This window comes from Pseudomonas sp. Pf153 (assembly GCF_001269775.1).
Lineage (GTDB): Bacteria > Pseudomonadota > Gammaproteobacteria > Pseudomonadales > Pseudomonadaceae > Aquipseudomonas > Aquipseudomonas uvaldensis.
Map to the genome: position 1 here is coordinate 130,726 of NZ_LHVL01000009.1, position 17,311 is coordinate 148,036.

The following is a 17,311-nucleotide window of genomic DNA, read 5'->3' on the forward strand; positions in this document are numbered from 1 at the left end:
GCCTCATGGTGGCCGTGGCGTTCGGGGGCCCGAGTTTAACGCCGCCCGTTCCGAATAGTGAATGCACAGATAGCAAAAAGCCGGGTTTCCCCGGCTCTAGCTGGTCTATCCCGCCCGATTTACTTACGCTTCATCGACAGGAAGAACTCATCGTTGGTCTTGGTGGTTTTCAACTTGTCCACCAGGAACTCGATAGCCGCCACTTCATCCATCGGGTGCAACAGCTTGCGCAGGATCCACATGCGCTGCAGCTCGTCGTCGGCGGTCAACAACTCTTCGCGGCGCGTGCCGGAACGGTTGATGTTGATGGCCGGGAACACACGCTTTTCGGCGATGCGACGGTCAAGAGGCAACTCCATGTTGCCGGTGCCCTTGAATTCTTCGTAGATCACTTCGTCCATCTTCGAGCCGGTTTCAACCAGCGCGGTGGCGATGATGGTCAACGAACCGCCTTCCTCGATGTTGCGCGCCGCACCGAAGAAACGCTTCGGTTTTTCCAGGGCGTGGGCGTCGACACCACCGGTCAGCACCTTGCCGGAGCTCGGGATCACGGTGTTGTAGGCACGGGCCAGACGGGTGATGGAGTCCAGCAGGATCACCACGTCCTTCTTGTGCTCGACCAGGCGCTTGGCCTTCTCGATCACCATTTCGGCAACCTGCACGTGGCGGGTTGGCGGCTCGTCGAACGTCGAGGCGACCACTTCGCCGCGCACGGTGCGCTGCATCTCGGTCACTTCTTCCGGACGCTCGTCGATCAGCAGCACGATCAGATGAACTTCAGGGTTGTTACGGGCGATGTTGGCCGCGATGTTCTGCAGCATGATCGTCTTGCCCGCCTTCGGCGGCGCCACGATCAGACCACGCTGGCCTTTGCCGATGGGTGCGCACAGGTCGATGACACGACCGGTGAGGTCTTCGGTGGAGCCGTTGCCGGCTTCCATCTTCATGCGCACGGTCGGGAACAGCGGGGTCAGGTTTTCGAAAAGAATCTTGTTCTTCGCGTTTTCCGGACGGTCGAAGTTGATGGTGTCGACCTTGAGCAACGCGAAGTAACGCTCGCCTTCCTTCGGAGGGCGGATCTTGCCAACGATGGTGTCACCGGTGCGCAAGTTGAAACGGCGGATTTGGCTCGGCGAGACGTAGATATCATCCGGGCCGGCCAGGTAGGAAGCGTCCGCGGAACGGAGAAAGCCGAAGCCGTCCTGGAGAATCTCCAGCACGCCATCACCGGAGATTTCCTCGCCGCTCTTCGCGTGTTTCTTGAGCAGGGAGAAAATCACGTCCTGCTTGCGCGAACGGGCCATATTTTCTAGGCCCATCTGTTCGGCCAATTCGAGCAGTTCGGTAATCGGCTTTTGCTTGAGTTCAGTCAGATTCATATAGGAATGACGTAATCATTTATGGAGGGGAAATTAAGCTTTTGGCTTAATGAGGCCGCGCCGCGGAGAAGGCGACAGGATCGCGTACTTATTCGAAAGGAGAGCGTCGGCGACGGCTTGCAGGGGGCGCTGGAGAAACCAGTGCGGGGCCGAATGTAACACCTGGATTTACGAGCGTCTAGCCCCGCAGAACGAAAAAGCCCCGCGATTGGCGGGGCTTTTACTACGGCATTCAGCGCTTAGAGGTTGGCGTCGATGAAGGCCGCCAGCTGCGACTTCGACAGTGCGCCGACCTTGGTGGCTTCGACGTTGCCGTTCTTGAACAGCATCAGGGTCGGGATACCACGCACGCCGTGCTTGGCCGGAGTCTCCTGGTTTTCGTCAATGTTCAGCTTGGCAACGGTCAGCTTGCCCTCGTAGGTCTTGGCAATTTCGTCCAGGACCGGCGCGATCATCTTGCACGGACCGCACCACTCAGCCCAATAATCGACCAGTACCGCGCCTTCGGCATTGATTACGTCAGCCTCGAAGCTAGCGTCGCTAACGTGTTTGATCAGATCGCTGCTCATGGAATTCTCCGGGGTTGTCAGCAAAAAAACGTGGCCCATCATAGCGGCCCTTCCCGGGTTCAGGAAGCCGCAGTTGATTGAGTCTCGCTATGACGGAGCATGCAACCGTGTATCGCCCGGCTCAAGAAGCAGCGGGGGCGACAAAGGCGATTCCGGTGCGCAGCGCAGCGTTACGTACATGTTCCTGCATGGCTTTTTGCGCGGGGCCCGATGCACGGCGGGCCAGTGCGCGGAGGATCTTGCGGTGCTCCTGCCAGGTTTCCATGGCCCGCTCGGCCCTGATGAACGGTAGCTTCTGGCTCTCCAGGAAGATCTCGGCGCTGGCAGAGAGGATGCTCAGCATTGCCTGGTTGCCGCTGGCCAGCAGGATTCGTCGATGGAATTCGAAATCCAGTCGTGCCGCCGCGTCGAAATGCCCTGACTTCAACTCCCGGCGCATGGCTTCGACATTGTCCTCCAGCACGTCGAGCTCCCCGGGAGTCAGCGTCACCGCCGCCAACCCGGCCGCGAAGCCTTCCAGCGCATAACGCAACTGGAAAATGTCCATCGGAGAGGCCTGGGCTGCGAACGGCCAGGCCGGGGTCGACTCGTTGCGCGAAACGTCCACCTGGGACTGCACGAACACCCCTTTGCCCGGCTGCACGCTGATCATGCCCAGGGCGCTCAACGACGAAAGCGCCTCGCGCAGCGATGCCCGACTCACGCCCAATCGCACGGCCAGATCGCGTTGCGACGGCAGCGCATCGCCCGGACCGAAGCCCTGTTCGACGATCAGTTTGCGGATGGCTTGCAACGCCACTTCAGGGACGGCGCGAGGGATGGAATTCATGTTCTTTTCGACAGACCGGACCAGTGAGCGGCTAGTTGTAAAGCTATTCGGCGCGCCCGGCAAGTCGTGCCCCAGCGGGGTTCGGCGGCCAATACCAACGCTCGATAACGGTGCGAAATGCGGCGCAACTGTTCAGACCAGTAAGACCGCCTCTCACCAGTAAAACCGAGGCTTTCACCACCGGAAAATCGCCTTGGCACGCACCGTGCTCTGTCGCAATGCAGAAACCACATCACCGATCCCGGAGATACGCCATGACCCCGCGTTTCAGCGCCCTGCTCACTGCCCTGTTTGCCAGCTTGATGCTTTGTCAGATTCCCGCACACGCCGATGGTCTTGAAGATGTGGTCAAGCGCGGCACCCTGAAAGTCGCGGTGCCCCAGGACTTTCCACCCTTTGGCTCGGTAGGCCCGGACATGAAACCCCGGGGCCTGGACATCGATACGGCGAAGCTGCTGGCCGATCAGCTCAAGGTCAAGCTTGAACTGACGCCGGTCAACAGCACCAACCGCATTCCCTTCCTGACCACCGGCAAGGTTGACCTTGTGATCTCCAGCCTGGGCAAGAACCCGGAACGTGAGAAGGTCATCGACTTTTCCAGCGCCTATGCGCCGTTCTACCTCGCCGTGTTCGGCCCGCCCGAGGCGACTATCAATGGCCTGGATGATCTCAAGGGTAAGACCATCAGTGTCACCCGTGGCGCCATTGAAGACATCGAGCTGACCAAGGTTGCGCCGCAAGACGCCACCATCAAACGCTTCGAAGACAACAACTCGACCATCGCCGCCTATCTCGCCGGCCAGGTGGACCTGATCGCCAGCGGCAACGTGGTGATGGTGGCCATCAGCGAACGCAACCCCAAGCGTGTGCCGGCCTTGAAAGTGAAGCTCAAGGACTCGCCGGTGTATGTCGGCGTGAACAAGAACGAGCCGGCGCTGCTGGACAAGGTCAACCAGATCCTCGCCACGGCCAAGGCAGACGGCAGCCTGGAGAAAAATTCGCAGACCTGGCTGAAACAGCCACTGCCGGCCGACCTCTGAACGACGTTTAAGGGGCTGAGCATGGCTTATCAGTTCGATTTCCTGCCGGTGGTGCAAAACACCGAGCTGCTGGTGCGCGGCGCGCTGTTCACTCTGGAGTTGACGGCCATAGGCGCACTCTTCGGGGTCGGCCTGGGTATCGTGGGCGCCGTAGTGCGAGCGTGGGATATCCGGCCATTCGCCGCGATTTTCGGCGTGTACGTGGAGTTGATCCGCAACACGCCATTCCTGGTGCAGCTGTTCTTCATCTTCTTCGGCTTGCCGTCCCTGGGCCTGCAGATTTCCGAATGGCAGGCGGCGGTGTTGGCGATGGTGATCAACCTGGGGGCCTATTCCACCGAAATTATCCGCGCCGGCATCCAGGCCATCCCCCGAGGACAGCTGGAAGCCGCTGCGGCCTTGGCGATGAGCCGCTTCGAGGCCTTTCGTCACGTGGTGCTGCTACCAGCGCTGGGCAAGGTCTGGCCGGCCCTGAGCAGTCAGATCATCATCGTGATGCTGGGCTCGGCGGTCTGTTCCCAGATCGCCACCGAAGAGTTGAGTTTCGCAGCCAACTTCATCCAATCGCGCAATTTCCGCGCCTTTGAGACTTATGCGCTGACGACCCTGATCTATTTGTGCATGGCGCTGCTGATCCGCCAGTTCCTGAACTGGCTGGGCCGCCGCTGCCTGTACCGGAGCGCCCAATGAGCGATTTCACTTTCTGGGACGTGGTGCGCAACCTGCTCACGGGCCTGCAATGGACCCTGGCGTTGTCCCTGGTGGCGTTTATAGGTGGGGGCGTGATCGGTTTGCTGGTCCTGGTGCTGCGCATCGCCAAGGGCACTCTGACCCGCCATGTCGCCCGTACCTATATCGAGCTGTTCCAGGGCACACCCTTGCTGATGCAATTGTTTCTGGTGTTCTTCGGCGTGGCCCTGGCCGGGGTGGAGATTTCGCCCTGGATGGCAGCGGCAATTGCCCTCACGCTGTTTACCAGCGCCTACCTGGCGGAGATCTGGCGCGGTTGCGTCGAGGCCATTCCCCATGGTCAATGGGAAGCCTCTTCCAGCCTGGCACTGAACCGGCTGGAGCAGTTGCGCTACGTGATCCTGCCCCAGGCACTGCGCATCGCCGTGGCACCGACCGTCGGGTTCTCGGTGCAAGTGATCAAAGGCACGGCAGTCACCTCGATCATTGGCTTCACCGAACTGACCAAGACCGGCGGCATGCTCGCCAACGCCACGTTCGAGCCCTTTATGGTGTATGGCCTGGTGGCCCTCGGTTACTTCCTGCTCTGCTACCCCTTGTCCCTCAGTGCGCGCTACCTGGAAAGGAGACTGCATGCCTCTGCTTAGAATTTCCGCCCTGCATAAATACTATGGCGACCATCACGTACTCAAAGGCATCGACCTGAGCATCGAGGAAGGCCAGGTGGTCGCGATCATCGGCCGCAGCGGTTCGGGCAAATCCACCTTGCTGCGCACCCTCAATGGCCTGGAATCGATCAACGACGGTGTGATCGAAGTGGACGGCGAATACCTCGACGCCGCCCGCGCCGATCTGCGCAGTCTGCGCCAGAAAGTCGGAATGGTGTTCCAACAGTTCAACCTGTTCCCGCACCTGACCGTTGGCGAAAACGTCATGCTCGCCCCTCAGGTCGTACAGAAAGTATCCAAGGCCAAGGCCGCCGAACTGGCGCGACAGATGCTGGAGCGGGTCGGGCTCGGCGAGAAATTCGATGCATTCCCGGAGCGTCTCTCCGGTGGCCAGCAGCAGCGGGTAGCCATTGCCCGGGCGCTGGCGATGTCCCCCAAGGTCTTGCTGTGCGATGAAATCACCTCGGCCCTGGACCCCGAACTGGTCAATGAAGTGCTCAATGTGGTCCGACAGTTGGCCAAAGAAGGCATGACATTGATCATGGTCACCCACGAAATGCGGTTCGCCCGTGAGGTGGGGGACAAGCTTGTATTCATGCACCAGGGCAAGGTGCATGAAGCGGGGGATCCCAAGGTGCTGTTCGCCCATCCACAGACAGCAGAGCTGGCGAACTTCATCGGGACGGTCGAGTCCGTGGCCTGAAGCATTGTGGCGCCGGTCCTGGCTCCATCATTGGCGTAAGCGGTCGATCGTGGCAGGATGGCAAGGTTATCGACCGAGACTTCCTGACCATGCCGCCATCCCAAGCCAAGAATCTGTCCCTGATCGCCGCCATAGACCTGGGCTCCAACAGTTTCCACATGGTCGTCGCCAAGGCCCAGAACGGGGAAATACGGATTCTCGAACGGCTCGGTGACAAGGTCCAGCTGGCTGCCGGCATCGACGAAGAGCGCCGCCTGAGCGAAGAATCCATCCAGCGTGGGCTCGACTGTCTCAAGCGGTTTGCACAATTGATCAACGGCATGCCCCTGGGCGCAGTGCGGATCGTGGGCACCAACGCCCTGCGCGAGGCGCGCAACCGTGGCGAATTCATCCGCCGCGCCGAGGAAATCCTCGGTCACCCGGTGGAAGTCATCTCCGGCCGTGAAGAAGCCCGCCTGATCTACCTGGGCGTCTCCCACACCCTGGCCGACACCCCCGGCAAGCGACTGGTGGCGGACATTGGTGGCGGCAGTACGGAGTTCATCATCGGCCAGCGCTTCGAGCCCCTGCTGCGCGAAAGCCTGCAAATGGGCTGCGTCAGCTACACCCAGCGTTATTTCCGCGACGGCAAGATCACCCCGGCCCGCTACGCCCAGGCCTACACGGCGGCACGGCTGGAAATCATGAGTATCGAACACGCCCTGCACCGCCTGACCTGGGACGAAGCCATCGGTTCCTCGGGCACCATTCGCGCCATCGGCCTGGCGCTCAAGGCCGGCGGCCATGGCAACGGCGAAGTCAACGCCGAGGGCCTGGCCTGGCTCAAGCGCAGGCTGTTCAAGCTCGGTGAATCGGACAAGATCGACTTCGAAGGCATCAAGCCCGACCGCCGGGCAATTTTCCCGGCCGGCCTGGCGATTCTCGAGGCCATTTTCGACGCCCTCGAACTGCAACGCATGGACCATTGCGAAGGCGCCCTGCGCGAAGGCGTGCTCTACGACCTGTTGGGACGCCATCACCACGAAGACGTCCGCGAGCGCACTCTGGGTTCGCTCATGGAGCGTTACCACGTCGATCTGGAGCAGGCCGTGCGCGTCGAACGCAAGGCGCTGCATGCCTTCGACCAGGTGGCCGAGGACTGGGACCTGAACGACGGTATCTGGCGCGAACTGCTGGGCTGGGCCGCCAAGGTGCATGAAGTGGGCCTGGACATTGCCCACTATCATTATCACAAGCACGGCGCCTACCTGATCGAACACTCCGACCTGGCGGGTTTTTCCCGGGAAGACCAGCAAATGCTCGCCCTGCTGGTGCGTGGCCACCGGCGCAATATTCCCAAGGACAAGTTCACTGAGTTCGGCGATGACGGCATCAAGCTGATTCGCCTGTGCGTGCTGCTGCGTTTCGCAATCCTGTTCCACCACATCCGCGGCACCCAGGAAATGCCCCAGGTAGCTCTGCACGCCGACGGCGATCAACTGGATGTGATGTTTCCCGACGGCTGGCTGGAAGAAAACCAACTGACCCAGGCCGACTTCGCCCTGGAAGCGGAATGGCTGGCTCGTGTCGGGATCGTGCTGAATATCCACTGATCAGGCGGCGGTGAGAGTCTCCTGTGGCGAGGGAGCAGAGCCTGCCCCCTCCCGCAAACCTCTAGCGAACCGGCAGCACCGGGCTGCTCAGGCGCTCCAGCAAGGTCGCCTGGGCGCTGCGTGGGTTCTGGTTGCCTGTCGGCGTGTTACGGATGTAGCGGCCGTCCGATTGCAGGCTCCAACTGTGGGTATTGTCGGTGAGGTAGCTTTCCAGCTCTTTCTTCACCCGCAGGATCAGTTTCTTGCCCTCTACCGGGAAGCAGGTCTCGACGCGCTTGTCGAGGTTGCGCTCCATCCAGTCGGCGCTGGACAGGAACATCTGCTCCTCGCCACCATTCAGGAAGTAGAACACCCGCGTGTGTTCCAGGAAGCGGCCAATGATCGAGCGCACGTGGATGTTATGGGAAACCCCGGGGATGCCCGGGCGCAGGCAGCACATGCCACGCACCACCAGGTCGATGCGCACGCCCGACTGACTGGCCTTGTACAACGCACGGATGATCTTCGGATCGGTCAGCGAGTTGAACTTGGCAATGATGTGCGCCGGCTTGCCATCCAGGGCGAACTGGGTTTCCCGGGTGATCATGTCGAGCATGCCCTTTTTCAGGGTGAACGGCGCATGCATCAGTTTCTTCATGCGCAAGGTCTTGCCCATGCCGATCAACTGGCTGAACAGTTTGCCGACGTCTTCGCACAAGGCATCGTCGGACGTCAGCAGGCTGTAGTCGGTGTATAGACGGGCGTTGGCCGCGTGGTAGTTGCCGGTGCCCAGGTGGGCGTAACGCACAATCTCACCGGCCTCGCGCCGCAGGATGAGCATCATCTTGGCGTGGGTCTTGAAGCCGACCACGCCATAGATCACCACCGCGCCGGCCGCTTGCAGACGGCTGGCCAGTTGCAGGTTGGACTCTTCATCGAAGCGCGCCCGCAATTCGATCACCGCCGTGACCTCCTTGCCGTTTCGCGCCGCATCCACCAAGGCATCGACGATTTCCGAGTTGGCGCCGCTGCGGTACAGGGTCTGGCGCACCGCCAGGACGTGCGGGTCCTTGGCGGCCTGGCGCAGCAGGTCGACTACCGGAGTGAACGACTCGAACGGGTGCAACAGCAGGATGTCCTGCTTGCTGATCACGCTGAAAATGTTCTCGCTGTTTTGCAACAATTTCGGGATCTGTGGCGTGAACGGCGAATATTGCAGTTCCGGATGACTGTCCAGGCCGGTGATGCTGAACAGACGGGTGAGGTTGACCGGGCCATTGACCTGGTACAGCTCGGTCTCATGCAGGTTGAACTGCTTGAGCAGGTAATCGGACAGATGTTTCGGGCAGGTGTCGGCCACTTCCAGGCGCACCGCATCGCCATAGCGCCGGGAGAACAGCTCACCGCGCAGGGCGCGGGCCAGGTCCTCGACGTCCTCGGTGTCCACCGACAGGTCGGCGTTACGCGTCAGGCGGAATTGGTAGCAACCCTTCACTTTCATGCCTTGGAACAGGTCATCGGCGTGGGCATGGATCATCGACGACAGGAATACATAGTTGTCGCCAGGGCCGCCGACGTCCTCCGGCACACGGATGATGCGCGGCAACAGGCGTGGCGCGGGGATGATCGCCAGACCGGAATCGCGACCGAAGGCATCGATGCCCTCCAGCTCGACGATGAAGTTCAGGCTCTTGTTGACCAGCAACGGAAACGGGTGAGTCGGGTCAAGGCCGATCGGCGTGATGATAGGCGCAATCTCGTCACGGAAATAGCGGCGCACCCAGGCCTTGAGCTTGGTGGTCCAATAGCGGCGACGAATGAAGCGCACCTGATGCTTTTCCAGCTCCGGCAACAGAATGTCGTTGAGGATCGCATACTGGCGGTCGACCTGGTCGTGAACCAGTTCGCTGATGCGCGCCAGGGCCTGATGGGGTTGCAGGCCGTCGGCGCCGGCCTGTTCGCGGGCGAAGGTGATCTGCTTCTTCAGGCCGGCGACGCGAATCTCGAAGAACTCATCGAGGTTGCTGGAAAAGATCAGCAGGAACTTCAGCCGCTCCAACAACGGATAAGACTCGTCCAGCGCCTGTTCCAGCACGCGGATGTTGAATTGCAGTTGCGACAACTCGCGATGGATGTACAGGCTGCTGTCATCCAGGTTGGGGATCGCAATCGCCGGAACCGGGGCTGGCTCGGTAGCCACCGGGGGAGCAGGCTCCAGCTCCGGTGGCGTCTCGTCGATTTGCTCGACCACGGGTTGAGCGTCTTTTACGGCAACTTCAGTGAGTCCTTCGGTATTCATCGCAAGTTCCTGGGAGGCTATTTCTGCTCTCGTAGCAATTGGGCAGCGCGCACGGCGAAGTAAGTCAGGATGCCATCAGCGCCGGCGCGTTTAAAAGCGGTCAAGGATTCGAGAATCACCCCTTCGCTCAACCAGCCGTTCTGGATCGCCGCCATGTGCATGGCGTACTCGCCGCTGACCTGGTAGACAAAGGTCGGCACTTTGAATTCGTCTTTGACCCGGCAGAGAATGTCGAGGTACGGCATGCCCGGCTTGACCATCACCATGTCGGCCCCTTCCGACAAGTCCGCCGCCACTTCGTGCAAGGCTTCCTGGCTGTTGGCAGGGTCCATCTGATAGGAGGCCTTGTTGGCCTTGCCCAGGTTCAGGGCCGAACCGACGGCATCGCGGAACGGACCGTAATAGGCGCTGGCGTACTTGGCCGAATAGGCCATGATCCGCACATTGACGTGACCCGCCACTTCAAGAGCTTCGCGGATCGCCTGGATGCGACCGTCCATCATGTCCGACGGCGCCACTACCTGGGCGCCGGCCTCGGCGTGGGACAGCGCCTGCTTGACCAGCGCATCGACCGTGACGTCGTTCTGCACATAGCCCTCTTCATCGAGGATGCCGTCCTGTCCGTGGGTGGTGAACGGATCCAGCGCAACGTCGGTGATTACACCCAACTCAGGGAAACGCTCGCGCAAGGCGCGGGTCGCTCGCTGGGCGATGCCCTCTGGATTCCAGGCTTCGGCGGCGTCCAGGGATTTGAGCGCCGGCGGCGTTACCGGGAACAACGCCAGCGCCGGAATCCCCAGCTCAACCCATTTAGCGGCTTCTTCGAGCAACAGATCGATGGTCAGGCGCTCCACGCCGGGCATCGACGTCACTGCTTCGCGACGGTTTTCACCGTCCAACACGAACACCGGCAGGATCAGGTCGTTGGTGGTCAACACGTTTTCACGCACGAGCCGACGAGAGAACTCATCACGACGATTGCGACGCAGGCGGGTGGCGGGGAAAAGACGGTTGGCGGGGGTAAAGCTCACGGCAGACTCCTGAGCCCGCGCTGACGGGCAAGCGTGACAGTTATAAGCGGTCATTATGACGAACACATTACAGAAGTGTTGCGCCCGAGCGGCAATGTTCTGGACCTGTGACCCGTCGTCGCAGTTATTGTCGTTGTAGGAATTGTTCACGTCGAGACACATTTCGATACTTTCCTGAATGTGTCTGAAGGGTTAGGCTGCGCGTTCATTTCGCCAGCACCCAGACAATGCTCCAACAATTTCTACATGACTTCGGCTACCTGGCCCTGTTTATCGGCACGTTCTTCGAGGGTGAAACCATCCTCGTGCTCGCAGGCTTCCTGGCGTTCCGTGGCTACATGGACATCAACCTGGTGGTCGTCGTTGCATTCTGCGGCAGCTACGCGGGCGATCAGCTGTGGTATTTCCTGGGACGCAAGCATGGGCGCAAGCTACTGGCTCGCAAGCCTCGCTGGCAGTTGATGGGTGACCGCGCACTGGAGCACATTCGTCGGCATCCGGACATCTGGGTTCTGAGCTTTCGCTTCGTCTACGGCCTGCGCACGGTGATGCCGGTGGCTATCGGCCTCTCGGGCTATCCGCCGGGCCGCTACCTCTTGCTCAACGGCATTGGCGCAGCCATCTGGGCCACCGCGCTGGCCGCGGCGGCGTACCACTTCGGAGCCGCGCTCGAGACCATTCTGCCCAGCATCAAGAAATATGAACTGTGGGTGCTCGGCAGCCTGCTGGTGTTGGGTTTTGGACTGTGGCTGCGCCGCCGGCTAAAGAATGCCCGACTGGCCAGGAAAGTCCTCGAGGCCGAGCGGCTGGAGCAAGCCAGGTCGGGCGAACCTACGACACCCAGCGAGTGAGCCGGTTGCGGCAGCAATACAAGCCAATCCCGCTGAGCAGGCTGTAACAAAGTACCCCGGCCCAGGCTATGGCGCTGAGCTGAGCGCTGGCCGGCCATAATCCGACCAGGGGCGCCAGCCATACCAAGGGCAGGTTCGAGGCCAACCGCAACAGCTCCAACCGCAACGCCCAAGGTCGATTCTCCAGGGCGACGCCCAGCACGAACACCCCGAACGCCACCGCCCCCCACCCCAACATCAAGGCGGCGACCGGCAAGCTGCTCTCCAGATTCATCAAATAACTGCCCAGCGCAATGTAGGCACAGAATTGCAGCGCCACGTACCACTGCTGGCGTACGTCCAGCGGCACCTCGAACTTGCGAAACCGGCTCAGGTCCGGTTTGTTCAGAGGATACTTCGCAGCGACGTCCGCCGGCCGCCAACCGGTGGGCATGAACCAGATCCGTAGCTTGTCCCACCACCGTTCGGCCCGCCGGGCGTCGGCCCACAGTTGGGCGTAGAACTGCAGGTTGGCCCACAAGGGATTCCAGCTGGCCAACGGTGTGGTCACGCCAAAAATCACCGGTTCATTCTCGTCTTCCTCCTGGAAGGTGCCGAACAGACGGTCCCAAATAATGAACACCCCTCCGTAGTTGCGATCCATATAGAGAAGGTTCTGCGCATGGTGGGCACGATGATTGGACGGCGTAACGAAGCACCACTCCAGCCAACCGAGCTTGGGAATGTGCTGGGTATGGACCCAGAACTGATACAGCAGATTCAGCGCCGCGACGCTGACGAACACCACCAGCGGGACACCCGACACGGCCAGTGGCAGGTAGAAAAACCAGCTCAACAGGAACCCTGTACTGGTCTGGCGCAATGCGGTGGAGAGGTTGTAGTCCTCACTCTGGTGATGCACCGAATGGGCGGCCCAGAGAATGTTGCGTTCATGCCCCATGCGATGCAGCCAGTAGTAACAGAAGTCGTAGAACACAAAAGCCAGAACCCAGACCCAGGCCCGGTCGGCGGGCAATCGAAAAACGGCCAGGTGCTCCAGGGCGAAGGCATAGGTCACCAGGCCTACGCCCTTGGTCAACAACCCGGTGGTAGTAGACAGCACGCCGGTGCTGAGGCTGTTGATCGCATCAGCCACGCGGTAATGGCTGACACCACGCCAGCGATCGGCCAACAGTTCGACGGCAATCAACACGAAGAAGAACGGCACGGCATACAGAATGAAATTCATGATGCGACCCAGTCATGCGAGGCAGGGAGATAGTCGGCAGATTAGGTGTAGCGGCCCGATAACCCTATGGCAACGAGTGACAAATTAGTGGACATTTAACGCCATGAATCTGGAGAAAAGCCCATGAGCAAAAAAGTTGCAGTGATCCTTTCCGGCTGTGGCGTGTACGACGGCGCCGAGATCCATGAAAGCGTGATCACCTTGCTGCGCCTCGACCAACGCGGCGCGCAGGTGCAGTGCTTTGCACCCAACATCGCCCAATTGCATGTGATCAATCACCTGACCGGTGAAGAGATGCCCGAAAGCCGAAACGTACTGGTGGAGTCGGCCCGGATTGCCCGAGGCAATGTGAAGGATTTGCGCGAGGCCAGGGCCGAGGACTTCGATGCCTTGATCGTGCCCGGAGGCTTCGGGTCGGCGAAGAACCTGTCCAATTTTGCCGTCGAAGGCGCAGGCTGCACCGTCCAGCCAGAAGTCCTGGCGCTGGCCGAGGCCTTCGCCGAGGCCGGCAAACCAGTGGGGCTGATCTGTATTTCCCCTGCCCTGGCAGCGAAGATCTATGGTCCAGGCGTGATCTGCACCATCGGCACCGATACCGACACAGCCGCCGCGGTGACCAGAATGGGCGGCACCCATACAGATTGCCCAGTGACAGACATCGTCGAGGACACCGCTCGCAAACTGGTCAGCACCCCGGCCTACATGCTGGCGCAAAACATCAGCGAAGCGGCATCGGGCATCAACAAGCTGGTGGACCGTGTGCTGGAGCTGACCCACGAGAACGACGCCTGATACCGTCGCGTTCTCTGTGGGAGCGGGCTTGCTCGCTCCCACAAAGGTGATCAGAAAACCTGAGCCCGCCGCTTCTCCGCCACCCAGCTGCGCCCGTACAGCACCACAATCGCCACGATCGCGACCACCTGGGCCGCCAGCGAATAAGCGTCGGCGTGGATGCCCAACCAATCGAAATCGAAGAACGGCACCGGACGGGTCCCGAAGATCCCCGCCTCCTGCAATGCCTTCACGCCATGGCCGGCGAATACCACCGACAGCGCACACAGCAATGCCGCGTTGATGCTGAAGAACAGCGCCAATGGCAGACGCGCCGAACCGCGCAGGATCACCCAGGCCAACCCGACCAGCAGCACCAGCGCCGTCGCGCCTCCGGCCAGCACGGCGTTATGCCCGGCGGGGCCGGCCTGCAGCCATAGGGTTTCATAGAACAGGATCACTTCGAACAGCTCGCGGTAGACTGAGAAGAACGCCAGGACAGCGAAACCGAAGCGGCCACCACCGCCCACCAGGCTGCTCTTGATGTAGTCCTGCCAGGCCGCGGCGTGACGCCGGTCGTGCATCCAGACACCCAGCCACAACACCATCACACTGGCGAACAGCGCCGTTGCGCCTTCGAGCAGCTCACGCTGGGCACCGCTGACATCGATTACATAGGCAGCCAAGCCCCAGGTCGCCAGACCGGCGAGCAACGCCAGCCCCCAACCGACGTTGACGCTGCGAACCGCCGATTGCTGGCCGGTGTTGCGCAGGAATGCCAGGATGGCCGCCAGTACCAGAATCGCTTCCAGCCCCTCACGCAACAGGATCAGCAGGCCGGAAATGTAGCTCAGCGACCAGCTCAGGCCATCGCCGCCCAGCAAGCCCGCGGATTCCTCCAGCTTGGCCTTCGCCGCCGCCAGGCGCTGTTCGGCCTGCTCCACCGGCAGCCCGTCCTGCAAGGACTGACGGTAGGCCATCAAGGCTTTTTCCGTATCCTTGCGCACGTTTGCATCCACGTTATCCAGCGAGCTCTCCACCAGCTCGAAACCTTCCAGATAGGCGGCTACCGACAGGTCATAGGCCTGGTCATGCTCACCAGCACGGTAGGCCGCGATGCTTTTATCCAAGGTGGCGGCAGTGTAGTCGAGCAATTGCGCCGGGCCGCGCTGGACCTGGGGCGGCTGGGCACGCTGGGCGCGGAAGGTGGCCGCTGCGGCCGGGCCTTGCGTCGCGAGGACTTCGGCCGGCGTCTGGCGAGCCAGGTCGGCGAGATTGAAGGTCTGCTCGCCCTTCGCGGCGGCCGGATCGGCACTGAAGCTGGCAATGTAGGTCGCCAGGTCCCAGCGCTGACGGTCGTCGAGCTGGTCGGCGAACGCCGGCATGTCGGTGCCTTCGACGCCCAGGCCTAGGGTGCTGTAGATGGCGTAGAGGCTCAGGTTGTCCAGTCGTTTGCTGTCGCGCAGGTTGGCGGGCGGCGGCTCCAGGCCGACACCGGCAGGGCCATCGCCAGCGCCGCTGTCGCCATGGCAAACCGAGCAGTTCTGAGCGTACAGCGGTGCCCCGCGCGCGGGGTCCGGGGTGATGACCGGGGCCTGGCTGACCTCATAGGCCACCGCCAGCCGGGCCCCCATCTGGCGGGCCATTCGGGCCACCTCGGCGCCATCCTGGCGTTGGCTGATCGCGTTACGCAGGGCGCCGATGCCCTGTGTCAGCTCGGCCTTTTCCGGCTTGGCCGGCAGCGCAACGACCAGCCCCTCCAGCACCTGGATGAATTCCAGTTGTTCGCGGTATTCGGACTCGTCGATGACCTTCCCCGCTTCCACCGTCGCCGGGTAATCCGCACCGATGTAGTCCAGCAGATGCAGCGCCTGTGGGGCGCCTTCAAGGGTGTCGGCCAGCAAATGGGGGCTACACAGGGCCAGCAATGGCAGTGCAAGCCAGCCCAGAAAACGAAGCGGGGCAATCATCAACAATTCTCAGTTGGAAATAAGAAGTAACACATTGTTCACGTCCACAGCCTTCGACTCAAGCGCCGATATGCATCGCAGATGCTTTTTCATCGGATCTTCATGCTTTGGAAGTGATGTCACAAAAACGGCATTTAGGAATTGAAAAGCCATTACATAGCCAACGGCCATGTTTATAATCCCGCCGCCTTCTCGATGTCCGAGGCAAAAAAAGCTCCTCCGAATGCGAGGAACCGACAGCGTTCCGACGCATGTCCGTGGATCGCCCCAGCCCGACCCGCACACCCGGCTGATACCTCAGGGAAGAATGTTTATGGCCTCCCGTGCCGTTTTCTCGGTCGCTCTCGGTGCGATCACCTTGCTGTCAGGCTGTTCGGTTTTCCGTAATTACGACAGCGAACTGGCCCAGACCAACCAACAGCTCGCCTCTGGCAACGTCGATGCGGCCCTGACCCTGCTGGAAAAAAACAACAGCAAGGACAAGGACCTGTTGTACTTCTTCGAAAAAGGCGAGTTACTGCGCGCCAAGGGCGATCTGTCCGGCAGCCAGGCGGCCTGGACCAGCGCCGACCAGCAGGTCGGCCAATGGGAAGATGCGGTCAAGCTCGACACCGCCAAGTACGTGGCGCAATTCGGTAGCTTCCTGGTCAACGACAAGGTCCGGCGCTACGAAGGGTATGACTACGAAAAGGTCATGCTGACCACGCAGATGGCCCTGAACCTGCTGGCCGTGAATGACTTTGACGGCGCTCGGACCCAAATCAAGAAGACCCACGAACGCGAAGCGGTGATCGCCGACCTGCGAGACAAGCAATATCTCAAGCGCGAAGAAGAGGCTGAGCAGCAAGGGGTCAGGACCGAGTACAAGGACCTGCAGGGCTATCCGGTGGCCAGTCTCGACGCCCCGGAAGTGGTCGGCCTCAAGAACAGCTATCAGAGCGCATTCAGCCATTATCTGGCCGGTTTCGTCTATGAGGCCCTGGGCGAGAAAAACCTCGCCGCACCGGGTTATCGCAAAGCCGCCGAGCTGCGTCCCAACACCCCGCTGCTGGAACAGGCACTGCTCAATCTCGACAAGCCTGCCGCAAAGAACGATGACAGCGACGTCCTGATCGTGGTGCAAAGTGGCCTGGCGCCGTCCCGTGATTCGATCCGCATCCCCCTGCCCCTGCCCATCAGCGGCAATGTCGTCATCACGCCATTGTCGTTCCCGGTGATCAAGCCCGACACGTCCACCGCTGCCTTCGCCCAGATCGGTGTCGACGGCCGGCAACTGGACCTGACCCAGCTCAACAGCACCACCGCCATGTCCCGCCGCGCCCTGCGCGATGACATGCCGGGCATCATCCTGCGCACCACCGTGCGAGCCATCACCCGTGGCGTGGCGCAAAAGCAGATCAACGAAACCAATCCGCTGGCCGGACTGGCCGTGGGCCTCACCTCGGCCGTGCTCGAAGGTGCCGACACCCGTACCTGGCGCACCTTGCCGGACTACACCCAGGTGGTCCGCCTGCGCCTGAAGAAAGGCGAGCATGAAATCACCCTGCCAAGCGCGATAGGCGGCTCCGTGGTCAAGGTGGTCGTCGATCAGCGTTACCAGGTGGTCAGCCTGCGGGCCGTGGGCAATCAGGTCTTCGCCGGTGGCCTGGCCGCCCGGGTGATCCCGAGCGCCAACCCGACCGCCATCGCCAGCCTCAAGCAACCTTAAGAAC

At 61.2% G+C, this 17,311-nt stretch carries 15 protein-coding genes; 8 read left to right on the top strand and 7 right to left on the bottom strand.

All coding sequences use genetic code 11. The annotated features are described in order from the left end of the window. Positions 1-119: 119 nt before the first annotated feature. The 3 genes from rho to AD666_RS05615 all read right to left on the bottom strand — a co-directional run bounded on the left by rho (position 120) and on the right by AD666_RS05615 (position 2,777). A complete protein-coding gene (gene rho / locus AD666_RS05605) occupies positions 120-1,379 on the bottom strand; it encodes a transcription termination factor Rho (protein WP_053148453.1) in 1,260 nt (419 codons plus the stop codon). 239 nt (positions 1,380-1,618) lie between these two features. Continuing rightward, on the bottom strand, positions 1,619-1,948 hold the full coding sequence (trxA, locus tag AD666_RS05610; protein ID WP_053149671.1) for a thioredoxin TrxA: 330 nt from the start codon (positions 1,946-1,948) through the stop codon (positions 1,619-1,621). Between the two features lie 121 nt (positions 1,949-2,069). Further along, positions 2,070-2,777 (bottom strand): FadR/GntR family transcriptional regulator, encoded by a 708-nt coding sequence (locus AD666_RS05615; RefSeq protein WP_053148456.1) that lies wholly within the window; start codon positions 2,775-2,777, stop codon positions 2,070-2,072. 254 nt (positions 2,778-3,031) lie between these two features. Here AD666_RS05615 and AD666_RS05620 point away from each other — a divergent pair, with 254 nt between their 5' ends. From AD666_RS05620 to ppx, 5 genes are all read left to right on the top strand, one after another. Further along, positions 3,032-3,817: a transporter substrate-binding domain-containing protein gene (locus AD666_RS05620; RefSeq protein ID WP_053148459.1), complete on the top strand. Its 786-nt coding sequence runs from the start codon at positions 3,032-3,034 to the stop codon at positions 3,815-3,817. A 21-nt stretch (positions 3,818-3,838) separates the two neighbouring features. After that, positions 3,839-4,507 carry an amino acid ABC transporter permease gene (locus AD666_RS05625; protein ID WP_053148462.1) on the top strand — a complete coding sequence of 223 codons (669 nt, stop codon included), beginning with the start codon at positions 3,839-3,841 and terminating at the stop codon, positions 4,505-4,507. Next, positions 4,504-5,154 carry an amino acid ABC transporter permease gene (locus tag AD666_RS05630; RefSeq protein WP_053148465.1) on the top strand — a complete coding sequence of 217 codons (651 nt, stop codon included), beginning with the start codon at positions 4,504-4,506 and terminating at the stop codon, positions 5,152-5,154. The genes AD666_RS05625 and AD666_RS05630 overlap by 4 nt, the downstream gene beginning before the upstream one ends. Beyond that, positions 5,141-5,878, top strand: coding sequence for an amino acid ABC transporter ATP-binding protein (locus AD666_RS05635; RefSeq protein WP_053148468.1), 738 nt, complete (start codon positions 5,141-5,143; stop codon positions 5,876-5,878). The genes AD666_RS05630 and AD666_RS05635 overlap by 14 nt, the downstream gene beginning before the upstream one ends. A gap of 89 nt (positions 5,879-5,967) precedes the next feature. Next, positions 5,968-7,470 (top strand): exopolyphosphatase, encoded by a 1,503-nt coding sequence (gene ppx, locus AD666_RS05640; protein ID WP_053148471.1) that lies wholly within the window; start codon positions 5,968-5,970, stop codon positions 7,468-7,470. 61 nt (positions 7,471-7,531) lie between these two features. On the opposite strand, the gene ppk1 is transcribed toward ppx, so the two are convergent. Together ppk1 and hemB are read right to left on the bottom strand one after the other, a co-directional pair. Further along, positions 7,532-9,748 carry a polyphosphate kinase 1 gene (ppk1, locus tag AD666_RS05645; protein ID WP_053148474.1) on the bottom strand — a complete coding sequence of 739 codons (2,217 nt, stop codon included), beginning with the start codon at positions 9,746-9,748 and terminating at the stop codon, positions 7,532-7,534. Positions 9,749-9,765: 17 nt separating this feature from the next. After that, entirely contained in the window at positions 9,766-10,779 is a 1,014-nt protein-coding gene (gene hemB / locus AD666_RS05650; protein WP_053148477.1) for a porphobilinogen synthase, read from the bottom strand. A gap of 227 nt (positions 10,780-11,006) precedes the next feature. On the opposite strand from hemB, the gene AD666_RS05655 reads away from it, so the two are divergent. After that, positions 11,007-11,630 carry a DedA family protein gene (locus AD666_RS05655; protein WP_053148480.1) on the top strand — a complete coding sequence of 208 codons (624 nt, stop codon included), beginning with the start codon at positions 11,007-11,009 and terminating at the stop codon, positions 11,628-11,630. Here the strand turns inward: AD666_RS05655 and AD666_RS05660 are convergent. Then, positions 11,611-12,858, bottom strand: a complete 1,248-nt coding sequence (locus AD666_RS05660) for a sterol desaturase family protein (protein ID WP_053148483.1) — start codon at positions 12,856-12,858, stop codon at positions 11,611-11,613. The genes AD666_RS05655 and AD666_RS05660 overlap by 20 nt on opposite strands. Positions 12,859-12,981: 123 nt before the next feature. Between AD666_RS05660 and elbB the strand changes: the two genes are divergently transcribed. Next, positions 12,982-13,650: an isoprenoid biosynthesis glyoxalase ElbB gene (gene elbB / locus AD666_RS05665; protein WP_053148486.1), complete on the top strand. Its 669-nt coding sequence runs from the start codon at positions 12,982-12,984 to the stop codon at positions 13,648-13,650. 50 nt (positions 13,651-13,700) lie between these two features. Here elbB and AD666_RS05670 read toward each other — a convergent pair whose 3' ends face one another. Continuing rightward, positions 13,701-15,599, bottom strand: a complete 1,899-nt coding sequence (locus tag AD666_RS05670) for a cytochrome c/FTR1 family iron permease (protein WP_053148490.1) — start codon at positions 15,597-15,599, stop codon at positions 13,701-13,703. Positions 15,600-15,912: 313 nt separating this feature from the next. Here AD666_RS05670 and AD666_RS05675 point away from each other — a divergent pair, with 313 nt between their 5' ends. Further along, a complete protein-coding gene (locus AD666_RS05675; RefSeq protein ID WP_053148492.1) occupies positions 15,913-17,307 on the top strand; it encodes a COG3014 family protein in 1,395 nt (464 codons plus the stop codon). Positions 17,308-17,311 lie beyond the last annotated feature (4 nt).

Excerpts from the sequence above, each read along its gene's own strand:
- rho (WP_053148453.1), bottom strand. The coding sequence starts at position 1,379 with ATGAATCTGACTGAACTCAAGCAAAAGCCGATTACCGAACTGCTCGAA.
- trxA (WP_053149671.1), bottom strand. The coding sequence starts at position 1,948 with ATGAGCAGCGATCTGATCAAACACGTTAGCGACGCTAGCTTCGAGGCT.
- AD666_RS05615 (WP_053148456.1), bottom strand. The coding sequence starts at position 2,777 with ATGAATTCCATCCCTCGCGCCGTCCCTGAAGTGGCGTTGCAAGCCATC.
- AD666_RS05620 (WP_053148459.1), top strand. The coding sequence starts at position 3,032 with ATGACCCCGCGTTTCAGCGCCCTGCTCACTGCCCTGTTTGCCAGCTTG.
- AD666_RS05625 (WP_053148462.1), top strand. The coding sequence starts at position 3,839 with ATGGCTTATCAGTTCGATTTCCTGCCGGTGGTGCAAAACACCGAGCTG.
- AD666_RS05630 (WP_053148465.1), top strand. The coding sequence starts at position 4,504 with ATGAGCGATTTCACTTTCTGGGACGTGGTGCGCAACCTGCTCACGGGC.
- AD666_RS05635 (WP_053148468.1), top strand. The coding sequence starts at position 5,141 with ATGCCTCTGCTTAGAATTTCCGCCCTGCATAAATACTATGGCGACCAT.
- ppx (WP_053148471.1), top strand. The coding sequence starts at position 5,968 with ATGCCGCCATCCCAAGCCAAGAATCTGTCCCTGATCGCCGCCATAGAC.
- ppk1 (WP_053148474.1), bottom strand. The coding sequence starts at position 9,748 with ATGAATACCGAAGGACTCACTGAAGTTGCCGTAAAAGACGCTCAACCC.
- AD666_RS05655 (WP_053148480.1), top strand. The coding sequence starts at position 11,007 with ATGCTCCAACAATTTCTACATGACTTCGGCTACCTGGCCCTGTTTATC.
- AD666_RS05660 (WP_053148483.1), bottom strand. The coding sequence starts at position 12,858 with ATGAATTTCATTCTGTATGCCGTGCCGTTCTTCTTCGTGTTGATTGCC.
- elbB (WP_053148486.1), top strand. The coding sequence starts at position 12,982 with ATGAGCAAAAAAGTTGCAGTGATCCTTTCCGGCTGTGGCGTGTACGAC.
- AD666_RS05670 (WP_053148490.1), bottom strand. The coding sequence starts at position 15,599 with ATGATTGCCCCGCTTCGTTTTCTGGGCTGGCTTGCACTGCCATTGCTG.
- AD666_RS05675 (WP_053148492.1), top strand. The coding sequence starts at position 15,913 with ATGGCCTCCCGTGCCGTTTTCTCGGTCGCTCTCGGTGCGATCACCTTG.